The organism is Achromobacter sp. JCM 18799, assembly GCF_055395645.1.
The window spans coordinates 5852939-5877409 of the sequence record NZ_AP043866.1; the positions used below are offsets into that span (position 1 = coordinate 5852939).

The 24471-nt window shown below is 66.4% G+C and carries 28 protein-coding genes and 1 pseudogene; 24 read left to right on the forward strand and 5 right to left on the reverse strand.

Features of this window, described 5'->3' with window-relative positions:
- The first annotated feature begins 58 nt into the window (after positions 1 to 58).
- From ACZ5YA_RS27645 to ACZ5YA_RS27660, 4 genes are all read left to right on the forward strand, one after another.
- Entirely contained in the window at positions 59 to 1168 is a 1110-nt protein-coding gene (locus ACZ5YA_RS27645) for a DUF6094 domain-containing protein (protein WP_003116819.1), read from the forward strand.
- Between the two features lie 50 nt (positions 1169 to 1218).
- Positions 1219 to 1539 carry a hypothetical protein gene (locus ACZ5YA_RS27650; protein WP_003116818.1) on the forward strand — a complete coding sequence of 107 codons (321 nt, stop codon included), beginning with the start codon at positions 1219 to 1221 and terminating at the stop codon, positions 1537 to 1539.
- A gap of 89 nt (positions 1540 to 1628) precedes the next feature.
- On the forward strand, positions 1629 to 1934 hold the full coding sequence (locus tag ACZ5YA_RS27655; protein ID WP_003116817.1) for a hypothetical protein: 306 nt from the start codon (positions 1629 to 1631) through the stop codon (positions 1932 to 1934).
- A 137-nt stretch (positions 1935 to 2071) separates the two neighbouring features.
- A complete protein-coding gene (locus ACZ5YA_RS27660) occupies positions 2072 to 4351 on the forward strand; it encodes a helicase-related protein (protein ID WP_013391793.1) in 2280 nt (759 codons plus the stop codon).
- Between the two features lie 59 nt (positions 4352 to 4410).
- On the opposite strand, the pseudogene arsH reads toward ACZ5YA_RS27660, so the two are convergent.
- From arsH to ACZ5YA_RS27685, 5 genes and pseudogenes are all read right to left on the reverse strand, one after another.
- Positions 4411 to 5131, reverse strand: a pseudogene (arsH, locus tag ACZ5YA_RS27665) (arsenical resistance protein ArsH).
- A complete protein-coding gene (gene arsC / locus ACZ5YA_RS27670) occupies positions 5124 to 5546 on the reverse strand; it encodes an arsenate reductase (glutaredoxin) (RefSeq protein ID WP_013391795.1) in 423 nt (140 codons plus the stop codon). The pseudogene arsH and the gene arsC overlap by 8 nt, the downstream one beginning before the upstream one ends.
- 16 nt (positions 5547 to 5562) lie before the next feature.
- The gene (gene arsB, locus ACZ5YA_RS27675; protein ID WP_464091487.1) at positions 5563 to 6639 is read right to left on the reverse strand and encodes an ACR3 family arsenite efflux transporter; all 1077 of its coding nucleotides are present in this window, start codon (positions 6637 to 6639) and stop codon (positions 5563 to 5565) included.
- 10 nt (positions 6640 to 6649) lie between these two features.
- Positions 6650 to 7144, reverse strand: coding sequence for an arsenate reductase ArsC (locus tag ACZ5YA_RS27680; protein WP_013391797.1), 495 nt, complete (start codon positions 7142 to 7144; stop codon positions 6650 to 6652).
- A gap of 2 nt (positions 7145 to 7146) precedes the next feature.
- The gene (locus ACZ5YA_RS27685; RefSeq protein WP_016445103.1) at positions 7147 to 7467 is read right to left on the reverse strand and encodes an ArsR/SmtB family transcription factor; all 321 of its coding nucleotides are present in this window, start codon (positions 7465 to 7467) and stop codon (positions 7147 to 7149) included.
- A 168-nt stretch (positions 7468 to 7635) separates the two neighbouring features.
- Between ACZ5YA_RS27685 and pilL2 the strand changes: the two genes are divergently transcribed.
- The 20 genes from pilL2 (at position 7636) to ACZ5YA_RS27785 (ending at position 24463) form a co-directional block, all read left to right on the forward strand.
- Positions 7636 to 8202 carry a PFGI-1 class ICE element type IV pilus protein PilL2 gene (gene pilL2, locus ACZ5YA_RS27690; RefSeq protein ID WP_013391799.1) on the forward strand — a complete coding sequence of 189 codons (567 nt, stop codon included), beginning with the start codon at positions 7636 to 7638 and terminating at the stop codon, positions 8200 to 8202.
- The gene (locus tag ACZ5YA_RS27695) at positions 8199 to 8843 is read left to right on the forward strand and encodes a hypothetical protein (RefSeq protein ID WP_013391800.1); all 645 of its coding nucleotides are present in this window, start codon (positions 8199 to 8201) and stop codon (positions 8841 to 8843) included. Before pilL2 ends, ACZ5YA_RS27695 begins: the two co-directional genes overlap by 4 nt.
- A 14-nt stretch (positions 8844 to 8857) precedes the next feature.
- A complete protein-coding gene (locus tag ACZ5YA_RS27700; RefSeq protein ID WP_013391801.1) occupies positions 8858 to 9583 on the forward strand; it encodes a TIGR03759 family integrating conjugative element protein in 726 nt (241 codons plus the stop codon).
- Positions 9565 to 10155: a transglycosylase SLT domain-containing protein gene (locus tag ACZ5YA_RS27705; RefSeq protein ID WP_013391802.1), complete on the forward strand. Its 591-nt coding sequence runs from the start codon at positions 9565 to 9567 to the stop codon at positions 10153 to 10155. The genes ACZ5YA_RS27700 and ACZ5YA_RS27705 overlap by 19 nt, the downstream gene beginning before the upstream one ends.
- Positions 10152 to 10691, forward strand: a complete 540-nt coding sequence (locus ACZ5YA_RS27710) for an integrating conjugative element protein (RefSeq protein ID WP_013391803.1) — start codon at positions 10152 to 10154, stop codon at positions 10689 to 10691. The genes ACZ5YA_RS27705 and ACZ5YA_RS27710 overlap by 4 nt, the downstream gene beginning before the upstream one ends.
- A 4-nt stretch (positions 10692 to 10695) precedes the next feature.
- Positions 10696 to 12885 (forward strand): type IV conjugative transfer system coupling protein TraD, encoded by a 2190-nt coding sequence (gene traD / locus ACZ5YA_RS27715; RefSeq protein WP_013391804.1) that lies wholly within the window; start codon positions 10696 to 10698, stop codon positions 12883 to 12885.
- Complete coding sequence (locus ACZ5YA_RS27720) at positions 12882 to 13631, forward strand: TIGR03747 family integrating conjugative element membrane protein (RefSeq protein ID WP_013391805.1); 750 nt, start codon at positions 12882 to 12884, stop codon at positions 13629 to 13631. Before traD ends, ACZ5YA_RS27720 begins: the two co-directional genes overlap by 4 nt.
- Before the next feature lie 98 nt (positions 13632 to 13729).
- Positions 13730 to 14113: an integrative conjugative element protein, RAQPRD family gene (locus ACZ5YA_RS27725; protein ID WP_013391806.1), complete on the forward strand. Its 384-nt coding sequence runs from the start codon at positions 13730 to 13732 to the stop codon at positions 14111 to 14113.
- Positions 14110 to 14343, forward strand: coding sequence for a TIGR03758 family integrating conjugative element protein (locus ACZ5YA_RS27730; protein ID WP_003050225.1), 234 nt, complete (start codon positions 14110 to 14112; stop codon positions 14341 to 14343). The genes ACZ5YA_RS27725 and ACZ5YA_RS27730 overlap by 4 nt, the downstream gene beginning before the upstream one ends.
- A gap of 16 nt (positions 14344 to 14359) precedes the next feature.
- Entirely contained in the window at positions 14360 to 14719 is a 360-nt protein-coding gene (locus tag ACZ5YA_RS27735) for a TIGR03745 family integrating conjugative element membrane protein (RefSeq protein ID WP_003090173.1), read from the forward strand.
- An 11-nt stretch (positions 14720 to 14730) separates the two neighbouring features.
- Entirely contained in the window at positions 14731 to 15129 is a 399-nt protein-coding gene (locus ACZ5YA_RS27740; protein ID WP_003050133.1) for a TIGR03750 family conjugal transfer protein, read from the forward strand.
- Entirely contained in the window at positions 15126 to 15818 is a 693-nt protein-coding gene (locus tag ACZ5YA_RS27745; protein ID WP_003116810.1) for a PFL_4703 family integrating conjugative element protein, read from the forward strand. Before ACZ5YA_RS27740 ends, ACZ5YA_RS27745 begins: the two co-directional genes overlap by 4 nt.
- Positions 15815 to 16726, forward strand: coding sequence for a TIGR03749 family integrating conjugative element protein (locus tag ACZ5YA_RS27750; RefSeq protein ID WP_003116809.1), 912 nt, complete (start codon positions 15815 to 15817; stop codon positions 16724 to 16726). Before ACZ5YA_RS27745 ends, ACZ5YA_RS27750 begins: the two co-directional genes overlap by 4 nt.
- A complete protein-coding gene (locus ACZ5YA_RS27755) occupies positions 16716 to 18134 on the forward strand; it encodes a TIGR03752 family integrating conjugative element protein (RefSeq protein WP_003116808.1) in 1419 nt (472 codons plus the stop codon). The genes ACZ5YA_RS27750 and ACZ5YA_RS27755 overlap by 11 nt, the downstream gene beginning before the upstream one ends.
- Positions 18115 to 18564 carry a TIGR03751 family conjugal transfer lipoprotein gene (locus ACZ5YA_RS27760; RefSeq protein WP_003116807.1) on the forward strand — a complete coding sequence of 150 codons (450 nt, stop codon included), beginning with the start codon at positions 18115 to 18117 and terminating at the stop codon, positions 18562 to 18564. Before ACZ5YA_RS27755 ends, ACZ5YA_RS27760 begins: the two co-directional genes overlap by 20 nt.
- Complete coding sequence (locus ACZ5YA_RS27765; RefSeq protein WP_034022491.1) at positions 18564 to 21458, forward strand: conjugative transfer ATPase; 2895 nt, start codon at positions 18564 to 18566, stop codon at positions 21456 to 21458. The genes ACZ5YA_RS27760 and ACZ5YA_RS27765 overlap by 1 nt, the downstream gene beginning before the upstream one ends.
- 13 nt (positions 21459 to 21471) lie before the next feature.
- The gene (locus tag ACZ5YA_RS27770; RefSeq protein ID WP_003116805.1) at positions 21472 to 22236 is read left to right on the forward strand and encodes a DsbA family protein; all 765 of its coding nucleotides are present in this window, start codon (positions 21472 to 21474) and stop codon (positions 22234 to 22236) included.
- A gap of 175 nt (positions 22237 to 22411) precedes the next feature.
- Positions 22412 to 22906 (forward strand): JAB domain-containing protein, encoded by a 495-nt coding sequence (locus ACZ5YA_RS27775; RefSeq protein ID WP_003116804.1) that lies wholly within the window; start codon positions 22412 to 22414, stop codon positions 22904 to 22906.
- A 163-nt stretch (positions 22907 to 23069) separates the two neighbouring features.
- The gene (locus tag ACZ5YA_RS27780) at positions 23070 to 23516 is read left to right on the forward strand and encodes a TIGR03757 family integrating conjugative element protein (protein ID WP_003116803.1); all 447 of its coding nucleotides are present in this window, start codon (positions 23070 to 23072) and stop codon (positions 23514 to 23516) included.
- Between the two features lie 83 nt (positions 23517 to 23599).
- Positions 23600 to 24463 (forward strand): TIGR03756 family integrating conjugative element protein, encoded by an 864-nt coding sequence (locus tag ACZ5YA_RS27785; protein ID WP_425439547.1) that lies wholly within the window; start codon positions 23600 to 23602, stop codon positions 24461 to 24463.
- The last annotated feature ends 8 nt before the right edge of the window (positions 24464 to 24471 follow it).

Genomic DNA, 24471 nt, shown 5'->3' on the forward strand with positions numbered 1-24471 from the left:
CTCGGAGGCACGCCTTGGCGTACTTCCGTGTTTCATCCCCGCCAACCAGGAGACTTCCATGGCCCTCATGTTCCCGCGGCTCGCCCGCAATTTCGTCAAGAACGGATATTTCCCGACCGACGAACCCACGCTCGAAAGAGCGCTCAACGCACTGATGCCCAGCGACGGGCCGATGTGCATCCTCGATCCCTGCGCCGGCGAAGGCGTGGCGATCGCCGAAGCCGCCCATGCCCTCGGGCGCGAGCAGGCAAAGGCGTTCGCCGTCGAGTTCGACGCGGAGCGGGCGCGCCATGCCCGCGGCCTGGTCGATCACTGCCTGCACGCGGACCTGATGGACACGATGGTCTCCAAGCAGTCCTTCGGGCTGCTCTGGCTCAACCCGCCGTATGGGGACCTGTCCAAGGACGTCAACGGCAACATCGGCTATCAGGGCCAGGGCCGTGCCCGCCTTGAAAAGCTGTTCTACCAGCGCACGCTCTCGCTGCTGCAATACGGCGGCGTGCTGGTTTTCATCGTCCCCGGCTACGTGCTCGACGCGGAGTTGGTCGGCTGGCTGACGCGCCACTACACGGACCTGCGCATCTACCGAGCGGTGGAGACGCAGTTCAAGCAGGTGGTGATCTTCGGACGCCGGGTGCGCCAGCGCGAGCAGGTGCCCGATGGCGTCAAGGCCGTGCGCAATCTGCTGTTGCAGGTAGGGCAAGGCGAAGTCGAAGCCGAGGAACTGCCGAGCGAGTGGCCGTTCCTGCCGTACATCGTCCCCGCCAGCCCGGCCGAGCCAGAGCATTTCTTCCGCGTGACGATGGAGCCCGAGCAGTTCGCCGATGAGGTTGGCAGGCTGCAAGGCTTGTGGCCATCGCAGGACACGCACCTGGGGGCTGCGCAGCAATCGCTGCGTCCACCGGCGCGGGCCTTGTCCCGCTGGCATCTCGCCCTGGCTCTGGCCGCGGGTGCGATCTCGGGGGTTGTGCGCTCCAAGACCGGGCGCGTGCTCGTCGTCAAAGGTGACACCCACAAGGACAAGACGCTCCAGCGGGAGTTCACCGAACGCGAAGACGGCTCCATCGCCGAGACCCGCATCCTCACCGACAAGTTCGTTCCCGTCATCCGCGCGTGGGACATGACACCTGGCTCCGCGACACGGGGCGAGGTGTTGACCATTCGCTGATCCACCGGACGCGCTGCCGTCCTGCTGTACCAACTCGAAGGAGAAACACCATGATCCCCAATCCGTTCAAGCGGCCTGCGCCGCACAAGCAACCGTTGTTCGCACCGAGTACGTTGAAGTTGAGCGAGAAGGTGCATTGGCTGGCCCGGCGAGGCCTGATCGACCCCTTGGCCTATGTCCAGCGCCATGTGCGCGGGGACTGGGGCGAGATCGATGAGGCCACACGCCAAGCCAACGACGTGGCGATCCAACAGGACAACCTAATGATCTCGCAGTTCAGGATCACGCCGGACCTGGCGCTGATCGTCAAGACCAGCGAGGACCACCAGACCACGGTGGTCCAGCTTCCCGAAGAGCGGGACCTGATCTGAGGCCCCACATCGTCATCCTCATCCACCTGACGGAGCCACTTCACTCCGGCAGGGGTGTCGTGGCTCAATGACTCATCAAGGAGGAGCCCATGGCATCGCATCGCATCGAAACCTACTGCCAGCGGCTGGCGTTCCCCATCGGGGCGCTCATCTTCAGCAGAGGTGTTGACCGCCTGGTCCGCGCGGGTCGCCTGGACCCGATCCCGTACTTCAGGCGCCACACCCGTGGCGACTGGGGCGACGTCAACATCCAGCAATGGCAGACGAACAGCAGCGCGCTTCAATCGGGCGCGTCGCTGGAATCGCACTACGTGATCCATCCGGGGCTCGCCATTCGCATCGTCACCGATTCGCAGCGCTGCGCAACCGTCATCGTGCTTCCGTCCGAAGACTGAGCACGGTTCACCTGCGGGCCGCCCAGGCCAGCACCTTCAACCACCCTCAGCCACGCGTCGATTCTCTTCCCACCACGGGGCATGCCATTGCCCCGCTGGGGGGTGGTGCATGCCCCATTTTTCTTTGGAGCATCACCATGTCCCTCGATCTCGAAACCACTGCCGCTGAATCCGCGCCCGTACAGGGCGAACTGCTCGACGCGGAATCTTCCCCTCTGACCCTGAGCCTTCAGGATTTTGTCGGCGAGTTCGGCGACGAACTACTCGACGCCCTCAACAGCGCTAATCCGCCGGTCTATACCGGCCAACCGCAGGCGCACCGGCAACTGGTGGTCGCCAGCCTCAAGCGCAAGCTGTTCCCAGCCCAGGCCGAAGTCGTCCACGCCGCCGCCGAGCTGCTGATCGACCGTGGCGAACGTGCTGCGATCGTCAATGGCGAGATGGGCTGCGGCAAGACGACCGTCGGCATTGCCACGGCCGCCGTGCTCAACGCCGAAGGCTATCGCCGCACTCTGGTGCTGTCGCCGCCCCACCTGGTTTACAAGTGGCGGCGCGAGATCCAGGAGACGGTGGCCGGTGCCAAGGTGTGGGTACTCAACGGGCCGGATACGCTCGTCAAGCTCATCAAGCTGCGCGAGCAGTTGGGCGTGCAGCCCACGGGCCAGGAGTTCTTCGTCCTGGGGCGCGTCAGGATGCGGATGGGCTTTCACTGGAAGCCTGTCTTCACCACGCGGCGCACCCGCCACGGCGACGTGGCGGCCTGCCCGGACTGCGGCACGGTCATCACCGACCTCGACGGCGAGCCGGTCAACCCGATCGCGCTCCAAGCCGAGGAGTGCCGCAGGAAGTGCGGCCACTGCGCCGCGCCCCTGTGGACACTGATCCGCCCGCGCAGTCTGTCCGGCAGCGACCAGTCCTCGGCCGTGCTCAAAGCCTTAAAGCGCATACCGACCATCGGAGAGGTCACCGCGCAGAAGCTGATGCAGAAGTTCGGTGACGGGTTCCTGGCGTCGATGCTCGGCGACAACATCCATGAGTTCATCAACCTCATGGATGGCAACGGCGAGCTGGTGTTTTCCGACCGTCAGGCCACGCGCATGGAACGTGCGATGGCCAACATGGAGTTCGGCTTTGGCGAGGGCGGCTATCAGCCGTCCGAGTTCATCAAACGCTACCTGCCGCAAGGCACGTTCGACCTGCTCATCGCCGATGAGGCACATGAGTACAAGAACGGGGGCAGTGCCCAGGGCCAGGCCATGGGCGTGCTGGCGGCGAAGGCTCGCAAGACCTTGCTGCTGACCGGCACGTTGATGGGCGGCTACGGGGACGACCTGTTCCACCTGCTGTTCCGAGCCCTTCCGGGGCGGATGATCGAAGACGGCTACCGCCCGACCACGAGCGGCAGCATGACCTCGGCTGCGATGGCGTTCATGCGCGATCACGGGGTGTTGAAGGACATCTACTCCGAGAGCACCGGCACGGCGCACAAGACGGCCAAGGGCACCAAGGTATCGGTGCGCACGGTCAAGGCCCCGGGGTTTGGCCCCAAGGGCGTGCTGCGCTGCATCCTGCCGTTCACGATCTTTCTCAAGCTCAAGGACATCGGTGGCAACGTCCTGCCGCCGTATGACGAGGAGTTCCGTGAAGTCGCGATGGACACGGCGCAAGCCGCGGCCTACCGCGATCTGGCGGGTCGGCTGACCGCGGAGCTGAAACAGGCTCTGGCGCGACGCGATACGACCTTGCTGGGTGTGGTCCTCAACGTGCTGCTGGCCTGGCCGGATTGCTGCTTCCGGTCGGAGACCGTGGTGCATCCGCGCACGCGCAACACCTTGGCGTTTGTCCCGGCTCAGTTCAACGAGTTCGAGATCAGCCCCAAGGAGCGTGAGCTGATCGACATCTGCAAAGCGGAGAAGGCGCAGGGCCGCAAGGTTCTGGCCTACACGGTCTATACCGGCACGCGGGACACCACGTCGCGCCTGAAGGTGCTGCTGGAGCAAGAAGGCTTCAAGGTGGCGGTGCTGCGCGCAAGCGTGGATGCCAGCCGCCGCGAAGACTGGATCGCTGAGCAACTGGATCGTGGCATCGACGTGCTCATCACCAATCCCGAGCTGGTCAAGACGGGATTGGACTTGCTGGAGTTTCCGACGATCGTGTTCATGCAGTCGGGCTACAACGTGTACTCGCTCCAGCAGGCGGCACGCCGCTCCTGGCGCATCGGGCAGAAGTTGCCGGTGCGCGTGATCTACCTCGGCTACGCCGGTTCTTCGCAGATGACCTGCCTGGAACTGATGGCCAAGAAGATCATGGTCTCGCAGTCCACCTCGGGCGACGTGCCCGAATCGGGGCTGGATGTCCTGAACCAGGATGGTGATTCCGTCGAGGTCGCACTGGCCCGGCAACTGGTCGCCGCCTGAACTTCACGCAATGCCGACGACCGAGAGGTCGTCGGCTCTTTTTTCAGCGCCTCGCAGCGTCAAATTGCACCTTGCCGTACACGCCTGGACAGTGATTCAGCGCTTTCCTTGCGCTCGCTGTAACGATCCACCAGATACGGCGCCACGTCGCGCGTGAGCAGCGTGAACTTCATCAGTTCTTCCATCACGTCCACCACGCGGTCGTAGTAGGCCGAGGGCTTCATGCGTCCGGCCTCGTCGAACTCCTGGTACGCCTTGGCGACCGAGGACTGGTTCGGGATGGTCAGCATCCGCATCCAGCGGCCCAGCACGCGCATCTGGTTGACGGCGTTGAGACTGCGAGCCGCCCGATACCTGCATCACCGCCAGCGTCTTGCCCTGGGTCGGGCGCACCGCGCCGACCGACAGCGGAATCCAGTCGATTTGGGTCTTCATCAGGCCGGTCATCGCGCCGTGGCGCTCCGGCGAACTCCACACCATGCCCTCGGCCCATTGCACCAGTTCGTGCAGTTCCTTGACCTTCGGGTGATCGGCCGGCGCATCGTCCACCAGAGGCAGCCCGGACGGATTGAACAATCGGGTCTCGCCGCCCAGCGCCCGCAAGATGCGTGCGGCTTCTTCGGCTGCGAGGCGGCTGAACGAGCGTTCGCGCAGCGAACCATAGAGCAGCAGGAAGCGCGGCGCGTGCGTGGCCCGTGCCGGCGCGAACAGATGTTCGGTGTCCGGTTGCTGGAACAGCGCCGTGTCGATGTTCGGCAGGTCGAGACGAGATTCAGACACGGCGGCCGTCCTGATCGACCACCGGCTCGCCGTCTTCCTTGTTGAACGCGCCGCGCTGCGGCTGCGGCAGCAGGTCCAGCACGGCTTCCGAAGGCCGGCACAGGCGCGTGCCTAGCGGCGTGACCACGATAGGCCGGTTGATGAGGATGGGATGCTGGAGCATGAAGCCGATCAGGTCGTCGTCGCTCCACTTCGGGTTGCCCAGGTCGAGGTCGGCATAGGGCGTGCCTTTCTCGCGCAGCACGTCTCGCACCGGCACGCCCATCGCCGCGATCAGCGCCTGGAGCGTGTCGCGGTCGGGCGGCGTTTTCAGGTACTCGATGATGGTCGGTTCCTCGCCGCTGTTGCGGATCAGGCCCAGCACGTTGCGCGAGGTGCCGCAGGCTGGGTTGTGGTAGATCGTGATGGTGCTCATGGATGCCTCTTGGAGGTTACGAAGTGGTCGCGCGGCGTTCGTACCAGCCGCGTGAGCGATTGACCACGCGCACCACCAGCAGCATGACCGGCACCTCGATGAGCACGCCGACCACTGTTGCGAGTGCTGCGCCGGAATGGAAGCCGAACAGGCTGATGGCGGCGGCCACGGCCAGCTCGAAGAAGTTGCTGGCACCAATCAACGCGGATGGCCCAGCGACGCAGTGCTTTTCGCCCACCTGGCGGTTGAGCCAGTACGCCAGACCGGAATTGAAGAACACCTGGATCAGGATCGGCACCGCCAGCATGGCGATCACCAGCGGCTGCCGGATGATGGCCTCGCCCTGGAAGGCGAACAGCAGCACCAGCGTCAGCAACAGCGCGGCGATGGACAATGGGCCGATGCGTTCCAGTGCCCTGTCGAACACGGCCTGCCCCTTGCGCAGCAGCGCCCGGCGCCAGAGCTGGGCCAGGATGACCGGAATGACGATGTACAAACCCACCGACACCAGCAAGGTGTCCCACGGCACCGTGATCGACGACAGGCCCAGCAGCAGGCCGACGATGGGTGCGAAGGCGAACACCATGATGGTGTCGTTCAAGGCCACTTGCGACAGCGTAAATACCGGATCACCGCCAGTCAGCCGACTCCAAACGAAAACCATTGCGGTACACGGTGCAGCAGCCAGCAGGATCAGGCCGGCGACATAGCTGTCGAGCTGATCGGCGGGCAGCCAGTCGGCAAAGACGTGGCGGATGAAGATCCACGCCAGCAACGCCATTGAGAACGGCTTGACGGCCCAATTGATGAACAGCGTGACCCCCATGCCCCGCCAATGCTGGCGCACCTGGCCAAGCGCGGCGAAGTCCACCTTCAGCAGCATGGGGATGATCATTACCCAGATCAGCAGGCCGACCGGCAGGTTGACCTTGGCAATCTCCATGCGGCCGATGGCCTGGAATGCGGCGGGCGCGAACTGGCCCAGAGCGATCCCCGCGATGATGCACACCGCCACCCATAGCGTCAGGTAACGCTCAAAGCCGCTCATGGCGGAGTTTGCTGGCGCGGGGCCGGCAGTATCGGTTGCGCTCATCGGGCGGGCCTCACTGGCGGCCGATGTCGCGCAGTTCACGCTGCAACGACATGGCATCGAGACTCTTGATCGGAAGCGACAGGAACAACTCGATACGTCGGCGCAGCGTCATGGCGGTATCGAAGAACGCCTTGCTTTGTCGTTCCAGGGTGCCTTCCACGGCTGCCGGGTCAGGCACGCCCCAATGCGCCGACACCGGCTTGCCCGGCCACAGCGGACACGCCTCGCCGGCTGCGTTGTCGCAGACGGTGAAGATGAAATCGAACACCGGCGCATCGGGCTTCACGAACTCGTCCCAGCTCTTGCTGCGGTAGCCCGTTGTCGGAAGGTGCAGCCGCTCCAGCGTGGCGAGTGCCAGCGGGTGAACTTCGCCTTTCGGATGGCTACCTGCAGACCAGGCGTGAAACCGCCCTTGGCCCATGTCGTTGAGGATGCCTTCGGCGAGGATGGAGCGGGCCGAATTGCCCGTACAGATGAACAAGGCGTTGTAAGTGGTATCGGTCATGGTCAGCAGCAGGTCTTGGATGGAGAAACCTCGCATACGCCACCTTGGCAGCAATGCTCGGTCAGGTAACCGATCAGACCGTCCATGCGGCCGTACTCGGCGCGATAAATCAGGTTGCGGCCCTGCTGCTCGATGCTGACGAGGCCAGCATGGGCCAGTTCCTTCAAGTGGAAGGACAAGGTGTTGCGGGCCACGTCGAGCTGGTCAGCTAGCGTGCTCGGCGTCAGTCCGCCCGGGCCAGCAACGACCAAGGCGCGGAACACGCGCAGGCGCTGGGTGTGAGCCAGGGCGTTTAAGGCGGAAATGGCTTGATCCTCTTTCATGATTCGATAATACAACATTTATAGAATTAATGTGCAAACCACAGTTGGATTTGCGGGTTGCGCTATGTGTTGGACTGCAAAAGCGGGCACCCCCCAGTTCGCATTCCTGACTGACCGCGCAGCCGCGCGCAGCCAAGGTATCGGCATCGCAACAGAAGAGCCGATGCCATGCCTGCAATCCATGTATCCCGGTGTCTGGTCGGTACCAGCCTCCTGGCCGCAGCCTTGGCCAGCGGCTGCGCGACCACGCCACCGCCGCTGGCCGCCAGCACCGTCGAGGACGTCCCACCCGCGCCCGAGGCTGCACCGCCCGAGTTCATTCCCGTCGTGCGCTATGGCCGCTACACCCTGGTGGAGCTGGCGCCGATGGCGGCGCAGCGCGATCTGCTGGTGCAGACCATCGACGTGTCCATGCCCGAGGAGGTCCGCGCCACGGTCGGCGACGGGCTGCGGCATGTGCTCAAACGCAGCGGCTACCAGCTTTGCGAGACCCCGCATGCGGTGATCGAGCTGTACGCGCTGCCGCTGCCGGCGGCGCACTTGCATCTCGGCCCCATGACCTTGCGCGATGCACTGCTCACCCTGGCCGGTCCGGCTTGGGAACTGCACGCCGATGACCGGACGCGGCAGGTCTGCTTCGAGCGGCCTGGTCGCGACACCGGTGCCGAGCCGGTGTCCGAGCCGCCTGCTGCCGAGGCCGTGCAGACGTTCCCCTTTGCGGGAGGCCAGCCATGAACGCGGCACAGCCGCTCCGGCGCCCGACCGCCGCCGTGGTGTTGCAAAGCCTGCTCTGGCTTTGGCTGCTGGGTCTCAGTGTCTTCGCGATCCTGGGCCACCAGACGATGACCGATCAGGCCGACCAGCAGCAGCTCGATGTCCGGTTGCAGCGCCTCGAAGCCCAGGTGACCGGGCTGGCCGAGACCACGCGGGCCTTGCAGCAGCAGCCCGCAGCCGCCACCGCCGCAGGCCTGCAAGACGCTCGGCAGGCAATGGAGGCGCGCATCGTTCAAGCCGAACAGGCGCTGGGTGGCTATGCCACCGCCGAGGACGTTCAGGCGCTGCGTACCGAAGTCGAGCAGATCAAGGTGCGCCAAGCGACTGCGCGTGCAGCGGCGCCTACCCAGCGGCGCACCCCGAGCCAACCGGCCACCGCCAAGTCCGAACCGCCGCCGCTGCCATTTCGTGTCGTCGGCGCTGAGCTGCGCGCGGGTCAGCGCAGCGTGTCCGTCGCCCCGAGTGCCGGAGATTTCACGCCCGATCAGCTCCAGGTGCTGCTGCCGGGTGATGCGCTGGGTCCGTGGCGCCTGCAGGCGATCGAGGGCAATGCCGCGGTGTTCCAGGCCGGCGACCAGACCCGTCGCGTGGCGATTCCTTGACCGGAGCCCACCACATGAAGCCGTCGATCATCCTGTACGCGTTCCTGCTGGGCTCGATGCAGTTGCCCGCCTGGGCGCAGCAGCCCGCCACGACCCCCGCCCGCAATGCGCAGAGCCAGGAGCGCCCGCTGGCCGCCCGCATCCTGGACGACCGGGTGGCAGGCGAATGGGGCCTGCAACCGCAGGAATGGGCGCGCTATCGCGACTTGATGGATGGGCCGCTGGGCATCTACTCGCCAAATCTGGACCCGCTGTCCGCCCTGGGCATCGAGGCGCGCACCGACGAAGAACGGCGGCGCTACGCAGAGCTGCAGGTGCAAGTCGAAGCGCGCCGCGTGGAGAAGCTGCTCGCGTACCAGCGCGCCTACGACGAGGCCTGGCAGCGCCTGAACCCCGGCATGCAGCGGGTGAACCTGTCTGACGAGAGGCCAGGCGCCGCCGCTGCGCGGGGCAGCGGTCGCACGGCAGTGTTCATCAAGGACGGCTGCGCGGCTTGCGGGCAACTCGTCCAACGCCTGCAATCCTCGGGTGCCGAGTTCGACCTTTACATGGTCGGCAGCCGCCAGGACGATGCGCGCATCCGCGACTGGGCCAAGCGCGCCCAGATCGACCCGGCCCGGGTGCGCAGCGGCGGCATCACGCTCAACCACGACGGCGGCCGCTGGCTGTCGCTGAGCCTGCCCGGCGATTTGCCTGCGGTTGTGCGCGAAGTGAACGGCCAATGGCAACGCCAGCCGTAACGGCGCTGCTGCGCGCACTGGCGCTCACTGCGGGCCTGTTCGCCTGCGCCGCCCATGCCCAGGAGGTTCCGCCACCGGCCTACCAGCTTGCCGCACAGCGCGCGGGCATTCCCTCGACGGTGCTCTACGCCGTGGCCTTGCAGGAGAGCGGCATGCGACGCAATGGACGCATCGTCCCATGGCCGTGGACCCTGAATGTCGCCGGCCAGTCGCGGCGCTTCGCCACCCGTGCCGATGCCTGCGCCGGTTTGCAGCAGGCGATGCGATCTACGCCACCCACGCGCATCGACGCGGGCCTGGGCCAGATCAACCTGGGCTACCACCCGCACCGCTACACCCATGCCTGCGACTTGTTGGACCCGTACCGCAATCTCGCCAGCGCCGCCGAGATCCTCAAGGAGCAGTACACCCCCGGTGAAGACTGGCTGCTGGCCATGGGCCGCTACCACCGGCCCGCGGGCGGTGAGCCTGCCGCCCGCTATCGACGCAGCGTATCCCGACACCTCGCCCGCGTGCAGGGCACGCACTCAATCGCCACGGCGCGAGCCGTGCGTCAGGAGTCGACCCCATGACGAAACCGCTCTGGACCCTGCGGGGCCTGCTCGCGCTGCTGGCGGCGCTGCCGTTGGTCGCGCATGCCGCCGAACCGCTGATCGTGGTCGAGGACCGCGGCGGCGCGTCGGCGCTGCCGTACTACGAAGCGCTTAACCTGCAGCCACGCGCCAACAGCGCGTTGCGGCCTCCCATTCCGACGCCGCAGATTCCCGCCACCCCCGCTGACGAGGCAGCGATGCTGCCGGTACGCAGCGCGAAGCTGATGCCCGGCTTCGTCGCGCGGCGCGTGATCGAGGCACCGGGCCTGCGGCCTTTCGTGGTCATCGGCGACGATGAGACCTCGCAAGCCTGGCTGCGCCGTCACGCGGCGTCGCTGCACGACCGCGGCGCGGTCGGCCTGGTGGTCAATGTCGAGACCGCGCAGGCTTTGGCGCGGTTGCGCGCACTGGCGCCTGGCGTGCCGATGGCCCCCGTGGCCGGCGATGATCTGGCCGAACGCCTGGGCCTGCGGCACTACCCGGCGCTGATCACGGCGACCGGCATCGAGCAATGAGGCCATGTCGGGGAAACAGCCCGTCGAAGTCCTGTTGCGCCCAGCGGTGGAGCTATACACCGTCGCGGCATGTGCGGGCGCCGCGTTTCTGTCCCTGGTGGCCCCGTGGTCGCTCGCGCTGAGCCCAGCCATGGGCGTCGGTGCCGCACTGGCGTTCGGCGCCTATGGCGCGATCCGCTACCGCGATGCGCGGGTGATCCTGCGCTACCGCCGCAACATCCGGCGCCTGCCGCGCTACGTGATGACGAGCAGGGACGTGCCGGTCAGCCAGCAGCGCCTGTTCGTGGGGCGCGGTTTCCTGTGGGAACAGAAGCACACCCACAGGCTGATGCAGACGTACCGGCCGGAATTTCGCCGCTACGTCGAGCCAACACCGGCATACCGGCTGGCGCGACGCCTGGAGGAGCGGCTGGAGTTCGCACCGTTTCCACTGTCTCGCCTCGTACGGCTCACGGGCTGGGATGTGTCATTCAACCCCGTGCGGCCACTGCCACCGGTAGGCGGCCTGCCGCGATTGCACGGCATCGAACCCGACGAGGTCGACGTCAGCCTGCCACTGGGTGAGCGCGTCGGCCATTCGCTGGTGCTGGGCACCACGCGCGTGGGGAAGACGCGGCTGGCCGAGTTGTTCGTCACCCAGGACATCCGTCGCACGAATGCAGACGGTGAGCATGAGGTCGTGATCGTCATCGACCCCAAGGGCGACGCGGATCTCTTGAAACGCATGTACGTCGAAGCCAAGCGAGCGGGTCGCGAGGGCGAGTTCTACGTCTTTCACCTCGGCTGGCCCGAGTTCTCTGCACGCTACAACGCGGTGGGGCGCTTCGGACGCATCAGTGAAGTCGCCACGCGCATTGCCGGGCAACTCTCCGGCGAGGGCAACAGTGCAGCGTTCCGCGAGTTCGCATGGCGCTTCGTCAACATCATTGCGCGCGCATTGGTGGAACTGGGGCAGCGCCCGGACTACATGCTGATCCAGCGGCACGTAATCAACATCGACGCGCTGTTCATGGAGTACGCCCAACACTACTTCGCCAAGACCGAGCCCAAGACCTGGGAGGTGATCGTCCAGATCGAGGCCAAGCTCAACGAGAAGAACATCCCAAGGAACATGATCGGGCGCGAGAAGCGTGTGGTGGCGCTGGAGCAATACCTCTCCCAGGCGCGCAACTACGACCCTGTGCTCGATGGCCTGCGCTCGGCGGTGCGCTACGACAAGACCTACTTCGACAAGATCGTTGCATCGCTGCTGCCGCTGCTGGAAAAGCTCACCAGCGGCAAGATCGCCCAACTCCTGGCGCCGAATTACTCCGACCTGTCTGACGCGCGCCCGATCTTCGACTGGATGCAAGTCATCAGGAAGCGCGCCGTGGTCTATGTCGGCCTGGATGCGCTGTCGGATGCTGAAGTCGCCGCGGCGGTCGGCAACTCCATGTTCTCCGACCTGGTGTCGGTAGCCGGGCACATCTACAAGCACGGGATCGACGACGGCCTGCCGGGTGCCTCGGCTGGCACGCGCATTCCCATCAACGTCCATGCCGACGAGTTCAACGAACTGATGGGCGACGAGTTCATCCCCCTTATCAACAAGGGCGGCGGTGCCGGGCTGCAGGTGACCGCGTATACGCAGACGCTCTCGGACATCGAGGCCCGCATCGGCAACCGCGCGAAGGCCGGCCAGGTGATCGGCAACTTCAACAACCTGTTCATGCTGCGGGTTCGGGAAACCGCCACCGCGGAATTGTTGACCCGTCAATTGCCCAAGGTGGAGGTCTATACCACCACCATCGTCTCCGGCGCGACCGATGCCTCGGACATCCGCGGGACGACGGACTTCACCAGCAACACGCAAGACCGCATCAGCATGTCGAGCGTGCCGATGATCGAGCCATCCCACGTCGTCGGCCTGCCCAAAGGCCAATGCTTCGCGCTGCTGCAGGGTGGTCAGCTCTGGAAGGTCCGGATGCCACTGCCAGCGCCTGACCCCGATGAAGTGATGCCGGCGGACTTGCAGCAACTGGCTGGGTACATGCGTCAGAGCTACAGCGAGGCCACGCAATGGTGGGAGTTCACCAGTTCCCCAGCCTTGCAGGAGGCTGCCTTGCCCGACGACCTGCTGGATGACGCCGCTCCGGCCGAGCCTGACGCGGTGGCCACCGGCGCCGACGACAGCACCGGCGAGGCCGCACCATGAAGGATGCCGCCTCGACCGCGCAGCGGGAGCAGAACCAGCGCCAGGGGCTGATCGTCGGCACCATCACCTTGCCGTTCAGGCTGCTCGGGGTGCTGATCGGTTCGCTGCTGTTCTCGATCGTGGTGGAGTGCGTCGGCATGCACCTGTTCTGGAAGGACCAGGGCTGGCGCCACTCCCAGCAGATGCTGCAGTACGAACTCGGGCACCTGTCGAACCACTTCACGCGCAGCGTGGTGGTGCAGGAGCCCGGGCGCACGGCGCACGAGCTGGTGGATACCGGGTACGGGTGGGTGTTCGTGCGCTCGGGGTTGCTGGAGCGCATGAGCCAGACCGCCGAGCGCGCCCGTGCGCCCAGCCGCGAGCCGACGCGCAACTTCCGCTATTACATCAGCCAGGCCTATGTCTGGGCCGAGAGCTACCTGATCGCCGCGGCCTTCACGACGCTCACGTTCCTCGTGCGCCTGCTGGTCCTGGTGCTCACGCTGCCGCTGATCCTCACTGCGGCATTCGTCGGCCTGATCGACGGCCTGGTGCGGCGGGACGTGCGGCGGTTCGGCGCGGGCCGGGAATCCGGCTTCATCTACCACCGCGCGAAAGCGAGCCTGATGCCGCTGGCCGTGCTGCCCTGGATCACCTACCTCGCGCTGCCGATCTCGGTGCATCCGCTGCTGATCCTGCTGCCCAGCGCAGCCTTGCTGGGACTGGCCGTGAGCCTGACCGCGGGCAGCTTCAAAAAGTACCTCTAGGCCATCAATCCGGTCGCTTCCGGGTTCCTATTGTTTGCGGCCTGAAACAGCCCTGATCTCCACGATCAACCCATTGCTGATCACACAGGAATGGCGCGATGTTGGCTTCGATCTGGCTGCGCGCCGCGCATCGCGGCGTGCCCACTTTTCTCGTGACGGCCCTCGTGCTGGGCCGGTCCCCGATGGCCTTGGCCGAGTCCCCGGCGCAGCGCCAGGAGTTGGTCGCCGCGCTGCGCCAGCTCGACGCGCTGGAACGCACCGTCGCGGACAGCGCCGCGCATACCCCCATCACACCGGGCGAGCGCTACCACTTCGATTACCCGCGGCTCCAGGCTGACTTGGCGCGCGTGCGCGCCGGCATCCAATTTCACCTGACGCCATCGCGCGCTCAACCGCGCGCCCCCTCCGAACTGGCCGGCGAATACCGCACCGAACGGGCGACCGAGCCGCTGCCGGCGACGACTGCGGAGGGCAAGCAATGAACGGCGCCCAGGTCTCGGCATTTCAAGCCAACAGCGGTATCGCGCCTTCCGCGATGGCGACCGTTCTGGTCGGCGTCGTGTTCGCGGTCCTGCTCGTGTGGGGCGTCTGGGCCATCCGAACGGCCTACGTGGGGTGGTCCGAGAGCCGCCTCAACCAGCGCCAGTTCCTCGGCGTCTGCATCCGCTTCGTCGCGATGTACCTCGTCCTGAGTTTCTTCCTTCTGTCCTGACCTGAAAGGCCCGACCATGCACAACCGCAACCTCACTTCCCGTTTTGCCCAGCGCGCCGCCGTGGCCCTGGGCGCCGCCGCGCTGCCGGCGCTGTCGTTCGCGCAAGGTCTGCCGCAATTGGAGAACCCCACGCGCGGCACCGGCAACGGCATCATGGAGACGATCCGCAACTACGGCTACGACATCATCATGCTCGTGGCCCTGCTGGTGGTGGCGTCGATGTTCATCGGCGTCTGCTACCACGCCTACGGGACCTACGCGGAGATCCACACCGGCCGCAAGACGTGGGGCCAGTTCGGCCTCACGGTCGCTATCGGCGCCGTGCTGCTTGTGATCGGCATCTGGCTGCTCACCGAAGCCACCGGCATCCTGTAAGCGAGGCCGGTATGTCCGAGCAGCAGCACGTCCGTGCGGACGGAACGGTCACCTTCCTTCCGCACCGGCTCAACCGCCATCCCGTTGTGGTGCGCGGCCTCACCGCTGACGAACTCTGGATTTGCTGCGGCCTGTCCGGTGCCGCCGGCCTGCTGGTCGGCGCGCCGCTGTCCTGGGTGTTCCGCACGATCGCGCTGGCGCCGACCTTCGTCGTCCTGGGCGTGGCGCTCGGCGTCTTCATCGGCGGCGGCATCCTGCGCCGCCTCAAGCGTGGGCGTCCCGACACCTGGCTGTATCGGCAACTGCAATGGCGCATCGCCACGCGCCATCCGCTGATGGCCGGCTGGGTGGGTGGCCATGTGCTGATCTCGCGCTCGGGCTTCTGGTCCACCCGCAGGAGCATGCGATGAGCCGCTTCAAAAACGAGATCACCCACCTGCAGGCGCACATCAAGACCTTGCGGCTGGCCGCGGGCGCGCTGGTCGTCGTCGCCCTGGTCATGGGCGGCGGCTGGTGGAGCGCGCCGCGCGACCTGACCATCCACGTCCCGCCCGACCTGCGCTCTGGCAGTACCCGCAAGTGGTGGGAAGTGCCGCCCGAATCGGTCTATGCGTTCACGTTCTACGTGTTCCAGACGCTGAACCGCTGGCCAACCAATGGCGAGGAAGACTACTCGCGCAACCTCCACACGCTCTCGCCGTACCTCACCCCGTCCTGCCAGGCCTTCCTGCGGGCGGACTATGACTACCGCCGCTCCACGGGCGAGCTGCGTCAGCGCGTGCGCGGCATCTACGAGATTCCCGGCCGCGGCTATGGCGACGACCCCACGGCGCGCGTGCGCACCGTGTCCGATCGCGACTGGGTGGTGACGCTGGACATCACGGCGGACGAGTACTACGGCGCCGAGCAGGTCAAGCGCGCCCTGGTGCGCTATCCGATCAAGGTCACGCGGGTGGACGTCGATCCCGCCCGTAACCCGTTCGGCCTGGCGCTGGACTGCTACGACGGCGCGCCCCAGCGCATCAGTGCACCGGAGCCGACGCGCCCGGCGCCGAGTGGCCTGTCTCCGCAAGCGCCTCAAGGAGGAAACACCCCATGAAGCACCCTGTACTCGCGCTGCTGGGGCTACTGGCCGTGGCCGCGGCACCCGTCGCCCATGCAGTGGAAATCCTGCGCTGGGAACGCATGCCACTGGCAGTGCCGCTGAAGGTCGGTCAGGAACGCATCGTGTTCATCGACCGCAACGTGCGCGTGGGCGTGCCCGCGGGCGTGGGCGAACGCCTGCGCGTGCAGAGTGCGGGGGGCGCGGTGTACCTGCGCGCCAGCGAGCCGATCGAGCCCACGCGGTTGCAACTGCAGGACGCCGACACGGGCGCGCTGATCCTGCTGGACATCGCAGCCGAACCACCCAAGGACGGGGAAGCCGAGCTGGAGCCGGTGCGCATCGTCGAGGGTGACAGCGCACCGGGACGCTATGGCGAGCAGGCCGACAGTGCCGAGGCCCCGGCACGCGCCCAGGGCCAAGCAGGTGCGCGGACCGCGCGGCGCGAAACTCCGGTCCCTGTCGTGCTGACGCGCTTCGCCGCGCAGAACCTCTACGCACCGCTGCGCACCGTCGAGCCGCTTCCGGGCGTCATGCGGGTCAACCTGCCCCGCGACCTCGACCTGGACACACTGATGCCAACGCTGCCCGTGCGCGCGGTCGCACTCGCGTCGTGGCGCCTGGAGGACCAGTGGGTCACTGCCGTGCGCCTAACCAACGGCAGCGGCGGCTGGATCACGCTCGACCCGCGCGTGCTGCAAGGCGATTTCCTCACCGCCACCTTCCAGCACGAGGCGCTGGGCCCGCGCGGCACGCCCGAGGACACGACCGTCCTGTACCTGGTCACGCGCGGCCGCGGTCTCGCGCAGTCGCTGCTGCCGGCGATTCACCGCTTCGACCCGGCCGTGCATCTGCCGCAGCCGGACGGCGACGAGAACACCAAGGAGGCCCGCCATGCGCAGTAACGGCCTGCTCAAGTGGCTGATGATCCCTGTTGCCATCCTGGTGCTGTTCGTCGGTATCCGGCTGTTCTCGGGTGGAGGCAGCACGGCGCCACCCGCGGCGGACAACGGCGCCCAGCTCACGCCCGATGAAATGAAGGCGCTGGGCATCGAAGGCGACACCCCGCGCGACACCGTGGCGACGCTCGTTGCCCAAGTGAAGCAGTTGCGCACCGAGCTTCAGACCGCGCTCTCGGACAACAAGTCGCAGCGTGAAGAGAACCAGCGACTGCGCCAGCGCGAGAACTCCATCGACCAGCGCATCAACTCGGCGCTCGAATCCGAGCGGTCCAACCTGCGCCGCGACCAAGAGCAGGCGGCCAGCGCGCGCCAGCAGACCGAAGGGCTGCTCGCCGACCTGCAGCGGCGTCTGGACAGCATCGGCGGGCGCGGCGGCGGCCATGCGGACCTGCCCGTGGGCCTGGGGCTGCAGGGCGGCGACGAGGCAGGCATGGAGGGCGGCGTGCGGTGGGTCGAGCCGGACGACGCAAAGCCCGCCGAGGGGCGCAACGGGGGGCGTGGCGCGAGCGGCGGCATGAGCTTCCCCACGAGCTTCGGCCCGGCGCAGAGCACGCTCGAAACCACCGCGGAAACCGTGGCCAACGCGGGCGCCCGCGCCGCCGGGGTCAAGAGTGCCAAGCCGGTCTACACCGTGCCGACCAACTCCACGCTCATGGGTTCGGTCGCCATGACAGCGCTGATCGGCCGCGTGCCGATCGACGGCACGGTCAACGATCCCTATCCGTTCAAAGTTCTGGTCGGGCCGGACAACCTGACCGCCAATGGCATCGACATTCCCGACGTGGCCGGCGCCGTGTTCAGCGGCACCGCTTCGGGCGACTGGACGCTCTCGTGCGTGCGCGGCCAGGTGCGCAGCATCACGTTCGTCTTCCACGACGGCACGATTCGCACGATCCCCGAAGACCGCGAGGGCAACCAGCAGAACAACCAACAGCGCGATGGCTTGGGCTGGATCAGCGATCCCCACGGCATTCCTTGCGTCAGCGGCGAGCGGCGCAGCAACGCCCAGCAATACCTCGGCTCGCAGGCCCTGATCACCGCGGCCGGCGCCGGTGTGGCCTCACTCATCGAGAGCGACAGCGGCCGCATGTCCTATGTCGGCTCGGACGGCTCCATCGGCACCGTGGGCATCACCGGCCAGGAAGCGGTCGGCCAGATTCTGGCGGGCGGCGTGCGGGACATGTCGGCCTGGGTCAACAAGTTGTACGGCCAGGCGTTCGCCGCCGTCTATGTCCAGCCCGGCGCCAAGGTTGCCGTCCACCTCGAAAAGCCGCTCGCCATCGACTTCGATCCCGAAGGCCGCAAGGTCGATCACCGCGCAGGAGAAAGCCATGCACTCGAACTTGACTAACCTGGCCCGTGGCCTGGCACTGGCCCTCGCCGTCGCGGTGCTTGGCGGCTGCGCCACCAGCAAGGAAAAGCTGCTGACCCACGGTGACCGCACGATGATGGACATCTGGCAGCAGGAGGCCGGCGACGGCGGTGGCGCAGCCGGACGGAACGCCGGCCGCCAGCTGCTCGATGCGCGCCAGAGCCTGCGTCGGCCCCTGACCGACGCCGACGTGCAGGTCGCACCCGTCGAGCAGATGCGCTACACGCGCACCGCGCGCAATGAGGTCCACCGCCAGTTCCAGCGTCTGCCCAATCCCGATCTCGTCATGTACGTGTATCCGCACCTGGCGGGCACGGACCCCGTGCCGGTGCCGGGCTACACGACGGTCTTCCCGCTCAACCAGCGCATCCAGTACGCCATGCCAGGCGAGCGCGTGGAGGCCTACTGATGCGGTGGAAACTTCCCTGGCCTAAGCCGGCCGCGCCGAAGCTGGCCGCATCCGGCGCTGGTGATGATGAGCAGCCGGACGGCTGGCAGCGCCACGTCGAGGCCTTGCGGCAGGTCGGCATCCCCGAACCCGGCTCGGCAGTCCGGGGCCGCAAGCCGGCGACGGAGGCCGACGAGCAGGCGCTGTACGACGTCGCACCGTCCTTCGTGGAACTGCTGCCCTGGGTGGAGTTCTTGCCCGAGTCGAAATCGATGCTCCTGGAGGACGGCCAATCGGTGGCCGCCTTCTTCGAGCTGGTGCCGCTGGGGACCGAGGGCCGGGAACCCGGCTGGCTCGCGCACGCCCGCGACGCCTTAGAAAACGCGCTCCAGGACAGCTTCGATGAACTGGACGAGAACCCCTGGGTGTTGCAGCTCTACGCCCAGGACGAACCGAGCTTCGACCAGTACATGCAGACGTTGCGCGACTACGTGCAGCCGCGCGCCCGTGGCACGGTGTTCACGGAGTTCTACCTGCGGTTCTTTGCCCACCATCTGCGCGCGGTGGCCAAGCCCGGTGGCTTGTTCCAGGACACGGTGGTCACACGCTTGCGCTGGCGCGGCCAGACGAGGCGTGTGCGCATGGTCGTCTATCGCCGCGTGACCGGACAAGGACAGGGCCAGGCAAACCGCCGGGGCCAGACACCCGAGCAGATGCTGAACATCGTCTGCGACCGCCTGTGCGGCGGGCTGGCGAACGCCGGCATCCAGGCTCGCCGCCTGGGTGCGGCAGACGTCCATGACTGGCTGCTGCGCTGGTTCAACCCGCGTCCGACGCTGCTCGGGCCTGGGGTCGAGGACCGGGAGCGCTTCTATGCGTTCGCGCGCTACCCCGCCGACACCGAGGCTGGCGAGATCGAACTGGCGAGCGGGCGGGATTTTAGCCAGCGGCTTTTCTTCAGCCAGCCACGCTCGGACGTGGAGCATGGCACCTGGCACTTCGACGGCATACCGCACCGTGTGTTGGTCACTGACCGGCTGCGCATGCCGCCCGGAACGGGACACCTGACTGGCGAAACCCGCAAGGGCGATGCGATCAACACGCTGTTCGATCAGATGCCCGAGGACACGACGATGTGTCTGACCATGGTGGCGACGCCCCAGGACATTCTCGAATCGCACCTGAACCACCTGGCGAAGAAGGCAGTCGGCGAAACACTGGCATCGGAGCAGACGCTCAAGGACGTGCAGGAGGCGCGCTCGCTCATCGGCAGCGCGCACAAACTCTACCGCGGCACGCTGGCCTTCTATCTGCGCGGACGCGACGAAGCCGAGCTTGACCGGCGCGGTCTGGACCTCGCCAACGTGATGCTCAACGCGGGGTTGCAGCCCGTTCGCGAGGACGATGAAGTCGCGCCGCTCAACAGCTATCTGCGCTGGCTACCGTGCTGCTACAACCCCGCGCAGGATCGGCGAAACTGGTTCACCCAACTGATGTTCGCCCAGCATGTGGCGAATCTCTCGCCGGCGTGGGGTCGCAGCCAGGGTACGGGCCATCCGGGCAACACGTTCTTCAACCGCGGTGGCGGGCCGATCACGTTTGATCCGCTGAACCGCTTAGACAGGCAGATGAATGCCCATCTATTCCTGTTCGGCCCCACCGGCTCGGGCAAGAGCGCCACGCTCAACAACCTGCTGAACCAGGTCACGGCCATCTACCGGCCGCGCCTCTTCATCGTGGAAGCCGGCAACAGCTTCGGGCTGTTCAGCGGCTTCGCCAGGCGCCTGGGCCTGACGGTGAACCGGGTCAAGCTGGCCCCCGGATCGGGCATCAGCCTGGCACCGTTCGCGGATGCCCGCCGGCTGATCGAAACACCCAGCGACGTGCAGACGCTCGATGCCGATGCGTTGGACGAAGACCTGCCACCGGATGCCTCGGTCATGGAGGCAGACGAACAGCGTGACGTGTTGGGCGAGTTGGAGATCACGGCACGGCTGATGATCACCGGCGGCGAGGACAAGGAGGAAGCCCGGATGACGCGGGCCGACCGTTCGCTGATCCGCCAGTGCATCCTCGACGCCGCCGAACACTGCGTGGCTGAGAAGCGCACGGTGCTCACTCGCGACGTGCGCAACGCGCTGCGCGCCCGCGGTCAGGACTCGACGCTTCCCGAGATGCGGCGCATGCGGCTGCTGGAGATGGCGGACGCGATGGACATGTTCTGCCAAGGCACCGATGGCGAGATGTTCGACCGCGATGGCACGCCGTGGCCCGAGGCCGACATCACGCTGGTGGATCTGGCGACCTATGCCCGCGAGGGCTACAACGCGCAGCTCTCCATCGCCTACATCAGCCTGATCAGCACGGTGAACAACATCGCCGAGCGCGACCAGTACCTGGGTCGTCCGATCATCAATGTGACCGACGAAGGCCACATCATCACGAAGAACCCGTTGCTCGCGCCCTACGTCGTGAAAATTACCAAGATGTGGCGCAAATTGGGCGCCTGGTTCTGGCTGGCGACCCAGAACATCGACGACCTGCCGCGTGCCGCAGAGCCCATGCTCAACATGATTGAGTGGTGGATCTGCCTGTCGATGCCGCCCGATGAGGTCGAGAAGATTGCACGCTTCCGTGAACTCTCACCAGCGCAGAAAGCGCTGATGCTTTCTGCGCGCAAGGAGGGGGGGAAATTCACCGAGGGCGTGATCCTGTCGAAGTCGATGGAAGTGTTGTTCCGCGCGGTGCCGCCGAGCCTTTACCTCGCGCTTGCGCAGACCGAACCCGAGGAGAAGGCCGAGCGCTACCAGCTCATGCAGCAATACGGCTGCACCGAGCTGGAAGCCGCCTTCAAGGTGGCCGAGAAGATCGACCAGGCACGCGGCATCGAGTCGCCCGCCTTGGAACTGTCGTAAGCCGGAGAACGCCATGGAACACAAACATCCTTCCATCCCGATGCAGGTGCAGGCGTTCCGCCGTCGGCGCTGGGGGACCCGCTGGCCGTGGGCGTTGGCTGCAGTGCTGGTTGCGCTGCTGCTGATCTGGCTCGTGTCCCGTTCGCCAGGCGGGTCCACACCTCAGACTTCGGCGCCAGTCAGCGAGACACAGGTGGCAGGGCCTCCGTGGCAGATGGGCAATCCGGAAGGTCGTTTCACACTGACGCTGTACGCGGACCTCGAATGCCCGTTCTGCCGGTCCTATTTCCCTGTGCTCAAACGTTGGGTGGCCGGCAATGCCGACGTGGCCTTGCAATGGCACCACCTGCCGTTGGCCGCACATGAACCGGCCGCTTCTGCCGAAGCGCGTCTGGCGGAATGCGCCGGCGAAGCCGGCGGGCATGCCACCTTCTGGCAAGCCGTCGAGTGGGTATATGCCCACACGCGCAGCGACGGCCAGGGCTTGCCCGAGGACCTGCGCTACCCCGACCTGACGCCAGCCATCGAGCAGTGCATCGCGAGCGAGCGGCCCGACGCGGCGATTCGTACCCAAACTGCGGAAGCCACGAACAGCGGCGTGACCGCCACGCCGTCGCTGCGGCTGCACGATCGCGAAAGCGGCAAGGCGATCCTGCTGCAGGGTCCGATCGAGGGCGATGCCTTGCTGTCAGCCATGGACATGCTCGCCGCCGGCGATCCCGCCACCACACCCACATCGGAAATGCCTGCCGACGTCGTCGGCGACATGCCCAGGTAGCCCCGGTCTTCAAGGCTACGGCGCAGTCCGCTGCGCTGACCGCAACCCGTTCGCCTCGCGTCCTGGCCGCGAACGATCACCGCTACCGCGGTGATGGATGCACCTTGTTCGTTCCCCAGGAGGGCTTGCCCTCCCAGGGCGCGCGCCCTCCGATCTCACCGTCTGGAGGTTCGCCATGTCTTTCGTCGTCAATGACTCCTACCTGGAGTCGCTTTCCGCCATCGCTACCCAACACGAGGACTGGATCATCCAGCAAGCCATCGTGCTGCTGGAGAGACGGATCTTCAAAGCTGGACCGTGCCTCAGCCGACCGGCCGCTGTGCGGGACTACCTGCGTCTGAAACTGGTCGCTGAGCCCAATGAGATATTCGCCGCTGTGTTCCTGGACAGCATGCACCAGGTGCTGGCCTACGAGCCGTTGTTCAGGGGCACGATCAACTCGACATCGGTCTATCCGCGTGTCGTCGCGCAGCGTGTGCTGGAGTTGAATGCCGCCGCGGTGGTCTTCAGCCACCAGCACCCCTCGGGCATCTCCGAACCGTCGAGCGCGGATCGCATGCTGACCCAGCAACTGCAGGTCGCGCTGGCGCTCATCGATGTGCGGGTACTGGACCACATCATCGTCGGCCAGGGTGCCCCGTTCTCCTTTGCGGAGTCCGGCCTGCTGTAAAGGTTGCACTGCTTCGTTGATCAGCGCGGAGGCTTCGGCCTCCGCTTTTTCTTCGCAGCGACGCAAGCAGGTATGCGGGGTGGCCGCGATGCGCATTGTTTGTTGGGGCCGCGTGGGGTTCGGCGTTTGACTATGGCCCTGATCAACTTCCGGGGCGCATGACATGCCAGCAGCTTTTACCCGGTTCGCACCAGGCTGGCGAACCCTTGGCCTGGCCGTGGCGCTGCCGGCATCTCTGGCCGTGTTCAGCCCGGCCACCTTCGCCGCCGACGTGGTGGTCGTCACCGACAGCCGCCACCCGGTCAAGACCGCCGGCGGCGAGCGGCTGATCGAGTTGGACGAAGCGCCCCGGATCGAGGCCGAGCTTTCCGCGGATCTGCCGGCCGACCCCGAGCGGGCAGCAGCCATCGTCCGGCAACGACTGAACCAAGGCGGCACCGATCTTCAGCGCCGCATCGGCACCGCCTACCAGGGCGTCGCCGATGCATGGAGCCTGGGCGTCGCCGCCATCCCGGCCGTCGTGGTAGATCAACGCTATGTGGTCTATGGCGAGCCGGACGTGGCCCGGGCGGTGTCCCGCATCGAGCAGTACCGGAGGACGCAGCCGTGACCCATCGCCCATTCGACTTGCTGCGCCGCCTGCGCGTCGCCGTGGCCTCGCTGCTGTTGGTCAGCGCCACCGGCAGCTACGCCCTGAACACCGCCACCATCGTGTCCTCCGTCATGTCGCCGGACTGCCTGGAATACCGGGTGGTGGGCATCTGCTACTGGCTCTACTGCACCTGGACGGGCTGCACGGTGCGCACGTCCACCAAGGTCCGGCACTACGTGCCCGATGCGGTCGTCTCCAGCTACAGCAACACCGGGGAGAACCCCTGGGTCGAAGTGCAGGCGATGAGCACGCCCAACCCATCCGCACAGGCAGGTGGGGATGGGACCACGAACGAAGACCACGAAAACAACCTCGCCAAATTCAAGAACAGCGATGTCATCGGCCATCCTGGCGGCGAGGTATTCAACCAGTTCGCATCGTCGTCGGGCTATTTCTGCCAAGGCGCGGGCACGGCCTTCATGCCGTATCTACTCAGCACGCTGGACACGCTGGCTTGGCGCTACAACGTGCCTGAAATGGCCTACCCGGAGGCGTTGATTCCGGGCATGCGCGAGGTCGGTGCGCGCACCACGATGAATCTCTGGGGCAACGTCTATCCGCGCGGCGGCTTCCTGCACCAGACCGACGACCAAAAATCCGGGGCTGTGGTGGCCCAGCGCGCGGGCGATGTCGTCACGCGCCGCGGGCAGATCCACGTGTACCAGCCGCTGCTTGCCAACGCCCGCGACGGCTACTGGCCGGCCGGCGAGCTGATGGAGGGTGATGCCTCTACGGGCAAGTGGCAGGAGCTGACGCCGCGCCTGTCCAACACCTGCGTGGTGTTCCCGCACAGCGGCACGCTGACCCAGGCCCAGCAAGGCGACTACGCCTGGGCGCTGTGGCGTCCCTATGCGTGCTGCGAACGCCGCGGTCAGGTGTTCCTGGGCAGCGTCGATTTCCTCTGAGGTGCCAC

Excerpts from the sequence above, each read along its gene's own strand:
- ACZ5YA_RS27730 (WP_003050225.1), top strand. The coding sequence starts at position 14,110 with ATGAACGGCGCCCAGGTCTCGGCATTTCAAGCCAACAGCGGTATCGCG.
- ACZ5YA_RS27750 (WP_003116809.1), top strand. The coding sequence starts at position 15,815 with ATGAAGCACCCTGTACTCGCGCTGCTGGGGCTACTGGCCGTGGCCGCG.
- ACZ5YA_RS27765 (WP_034022491.1), top strand. The coding sequence starts at position 18,564 with ATGCGGTGGAAACTTCCCTGGCCTAAGCCGGCCGCGCCGAAGCTGGCC.
- ACZ5YA_RS27710 (WP_013391803.1), top strand. The coding sequence starts at position 10,152 with ATGACGAAACCGCTCTGGACCCTGCGGGGCCTGCTCGCGCTGCTGGCG.
- ACZ5YA_RS27685 (WP_016445103.1), bottom strand. The coding sequence starts at position 7,467 with ATGAAAGAGGATCAAGCCATTTCCGCCTTAAACGCCCTGGCTCACACC.
- ACZ5YA_RS27645 (WP_003116819.1), top strand. The coding sequence starts at position 59 with ATGGCCCTCATGTTCCCGCGGCTCGCCCGCAATTTCGTCAAGAACGGA.
- ACZ5YA_RS27700 (WP_013391801.1), top strand. The coding sequence starts at position 8,858 with ATGAAGCCGTCGATCATCCTGTACGCGTTCCTGCTGGGCTCGATGCAG.
- ACZ5YA_RS27740 (WP_003050133.1), top strand. The coding sequence starts at position 14,731 with ATGTCCGAGCAGCAGCACGTCCGTGCGGACGGAACGGTCACCTTCCTT.
- arsC (WP_013391795.1), bottom strand. The coding sequence starts at position 5,546 with ATGAGCACCATCACGATCTACCACAACCCAGCCTGCGGCACCTCGCGC.
- ACZ5YA_RS27745 (WP_003116810.1), top strand. The coding sequence starts at position 15,126 with ATGAGCCGCTTCAAAAACGAGATCACCCACCTGCAGGCGCACATCAAG.
- ACZ5YA_RS27760 (WP_003116807.1), top strand. The coding sequence starts at position 18,115 with ATGCACTCGAACTTGACTAACCTGGCCCGTGGCCTGGCACTGGCCCTC.
- pilL2 (WP_013391799.1), top strand. The coding sequence starts at position 7,636 with ATGCCTGCAATCCATGTATCCCGGTGTCTGGTCGGTACCAGCCTCCTG.
- ACZ5YA_RS27695 (WP_013391800.1), top strand. The coding sequence starts at position 8,199 with ATGAACGCGGCACAGCCGCTCCGGCGCCCGACCGCCGCCGTGGTGTTG.
- traD (WP_013391804.1), top strand. The coding sequence starts at position 10,696 with ATGTCGGGGAAACAGCCCGTCGAAGTCCTGTTGCGCCCAGCGGTGGAG.
- ACZ5YA_RS27705 (WP_013391802.1), top strand. The coding sequence starts at position 9,565 with ATGGCAACGCCAGCCGTAACGGCGCTGCTGCGCGCACTGGCGCTCACT.
- ACZ5YA_RS27720 (WP_013391805.1), top strand. The coding sequence starts at position 12,882 with ATGAAGGATGCCGCCTCGACCGCGCAGCGGGAGCAGAACCAGCGCCAG.
- ACZ5YA_RS27735 (WP_003090173.1), top strand. The coding sequence starts at position 14,360 with ATGCACAACCGCAACCTCACTTCCCGTTTTGCCCAGCGCGCCGCCGTG.
- ACZ5YA_RS27680 (WP_013391797.1), bottom strand. The coding sequence starts at position 7,144 with ATGACCGATACCACTTACAACGCCTTGTTCATCTGTACGGGCAATTCG.
- ACZ5YA_RS27770 (WP_003116805.1), top strand. The coding sequence starts at position 21,472 with ATGGAACACAAACATCCTTCCATCCCGATGCAGGTGCAGGCGTTCCGC.
- ACZ5YA_RS27755 (WP_003116808.1), top strand. The coding sequence starts at position 16,716 with ATGCGCAGTAACGGCCTGCTCAAGTGGCTGATGATCCCTGTTGCCATC.
- arsB (WP_464091487.1), bottom strand. The coding sequence starts at position 6,639 with ATGAGCGCAACCGATACTGCCGGCCCCGCGCCAGCAAACTCCGCCATG.
- ACZ5YA_RS27725 (WP_013391806.1), top strand. The coding sequence starts at position 13,730 with ATGTTGGCTTCGATCTGGCTGCGCGCCGCGCATCGCGGCGTGCCCACT.
- ACZ5YA_RS27650 (WP_003116818.1), top strand. The coding sequence starts at position 1,219 with ATGATCCCCAATCCGTTCAAGCGGCCTGCGCCGCACAAGCAACCGTTG.
- ACZ5YA_RS27655 (WP_003116817.1), top strand. The coding sequence starts at position 1,629 with ATGGCATCGCATCGCATCGAAACCTACTGCCAGCGGCTGGCGTTCCCC.
- ACZ5YA_RS27780 (WP_003116803.1), top strand. The coding sequence starts at position 23,070 with ATGCCAGCAGCTTTTACCCGGTTCGCACCAGGCTGGCGAACCCTTGGC.
- ACZ5YA_RS27660 (WP_013391793.1), top strand. The coding sequence starts at position 2,072 with ATGTCCCTCGATCTCGAAACCACTGCCGCTGAATCCGCGCCCGTACAG.
- ACZ5YA_RS27775 (WP_003116804.1), top strand. The coding sequence starts at position 22,412 with ATGTCTTTCGTCGTCAATGACTCCTACCTGGAGTCGCTTTCCGCCATC.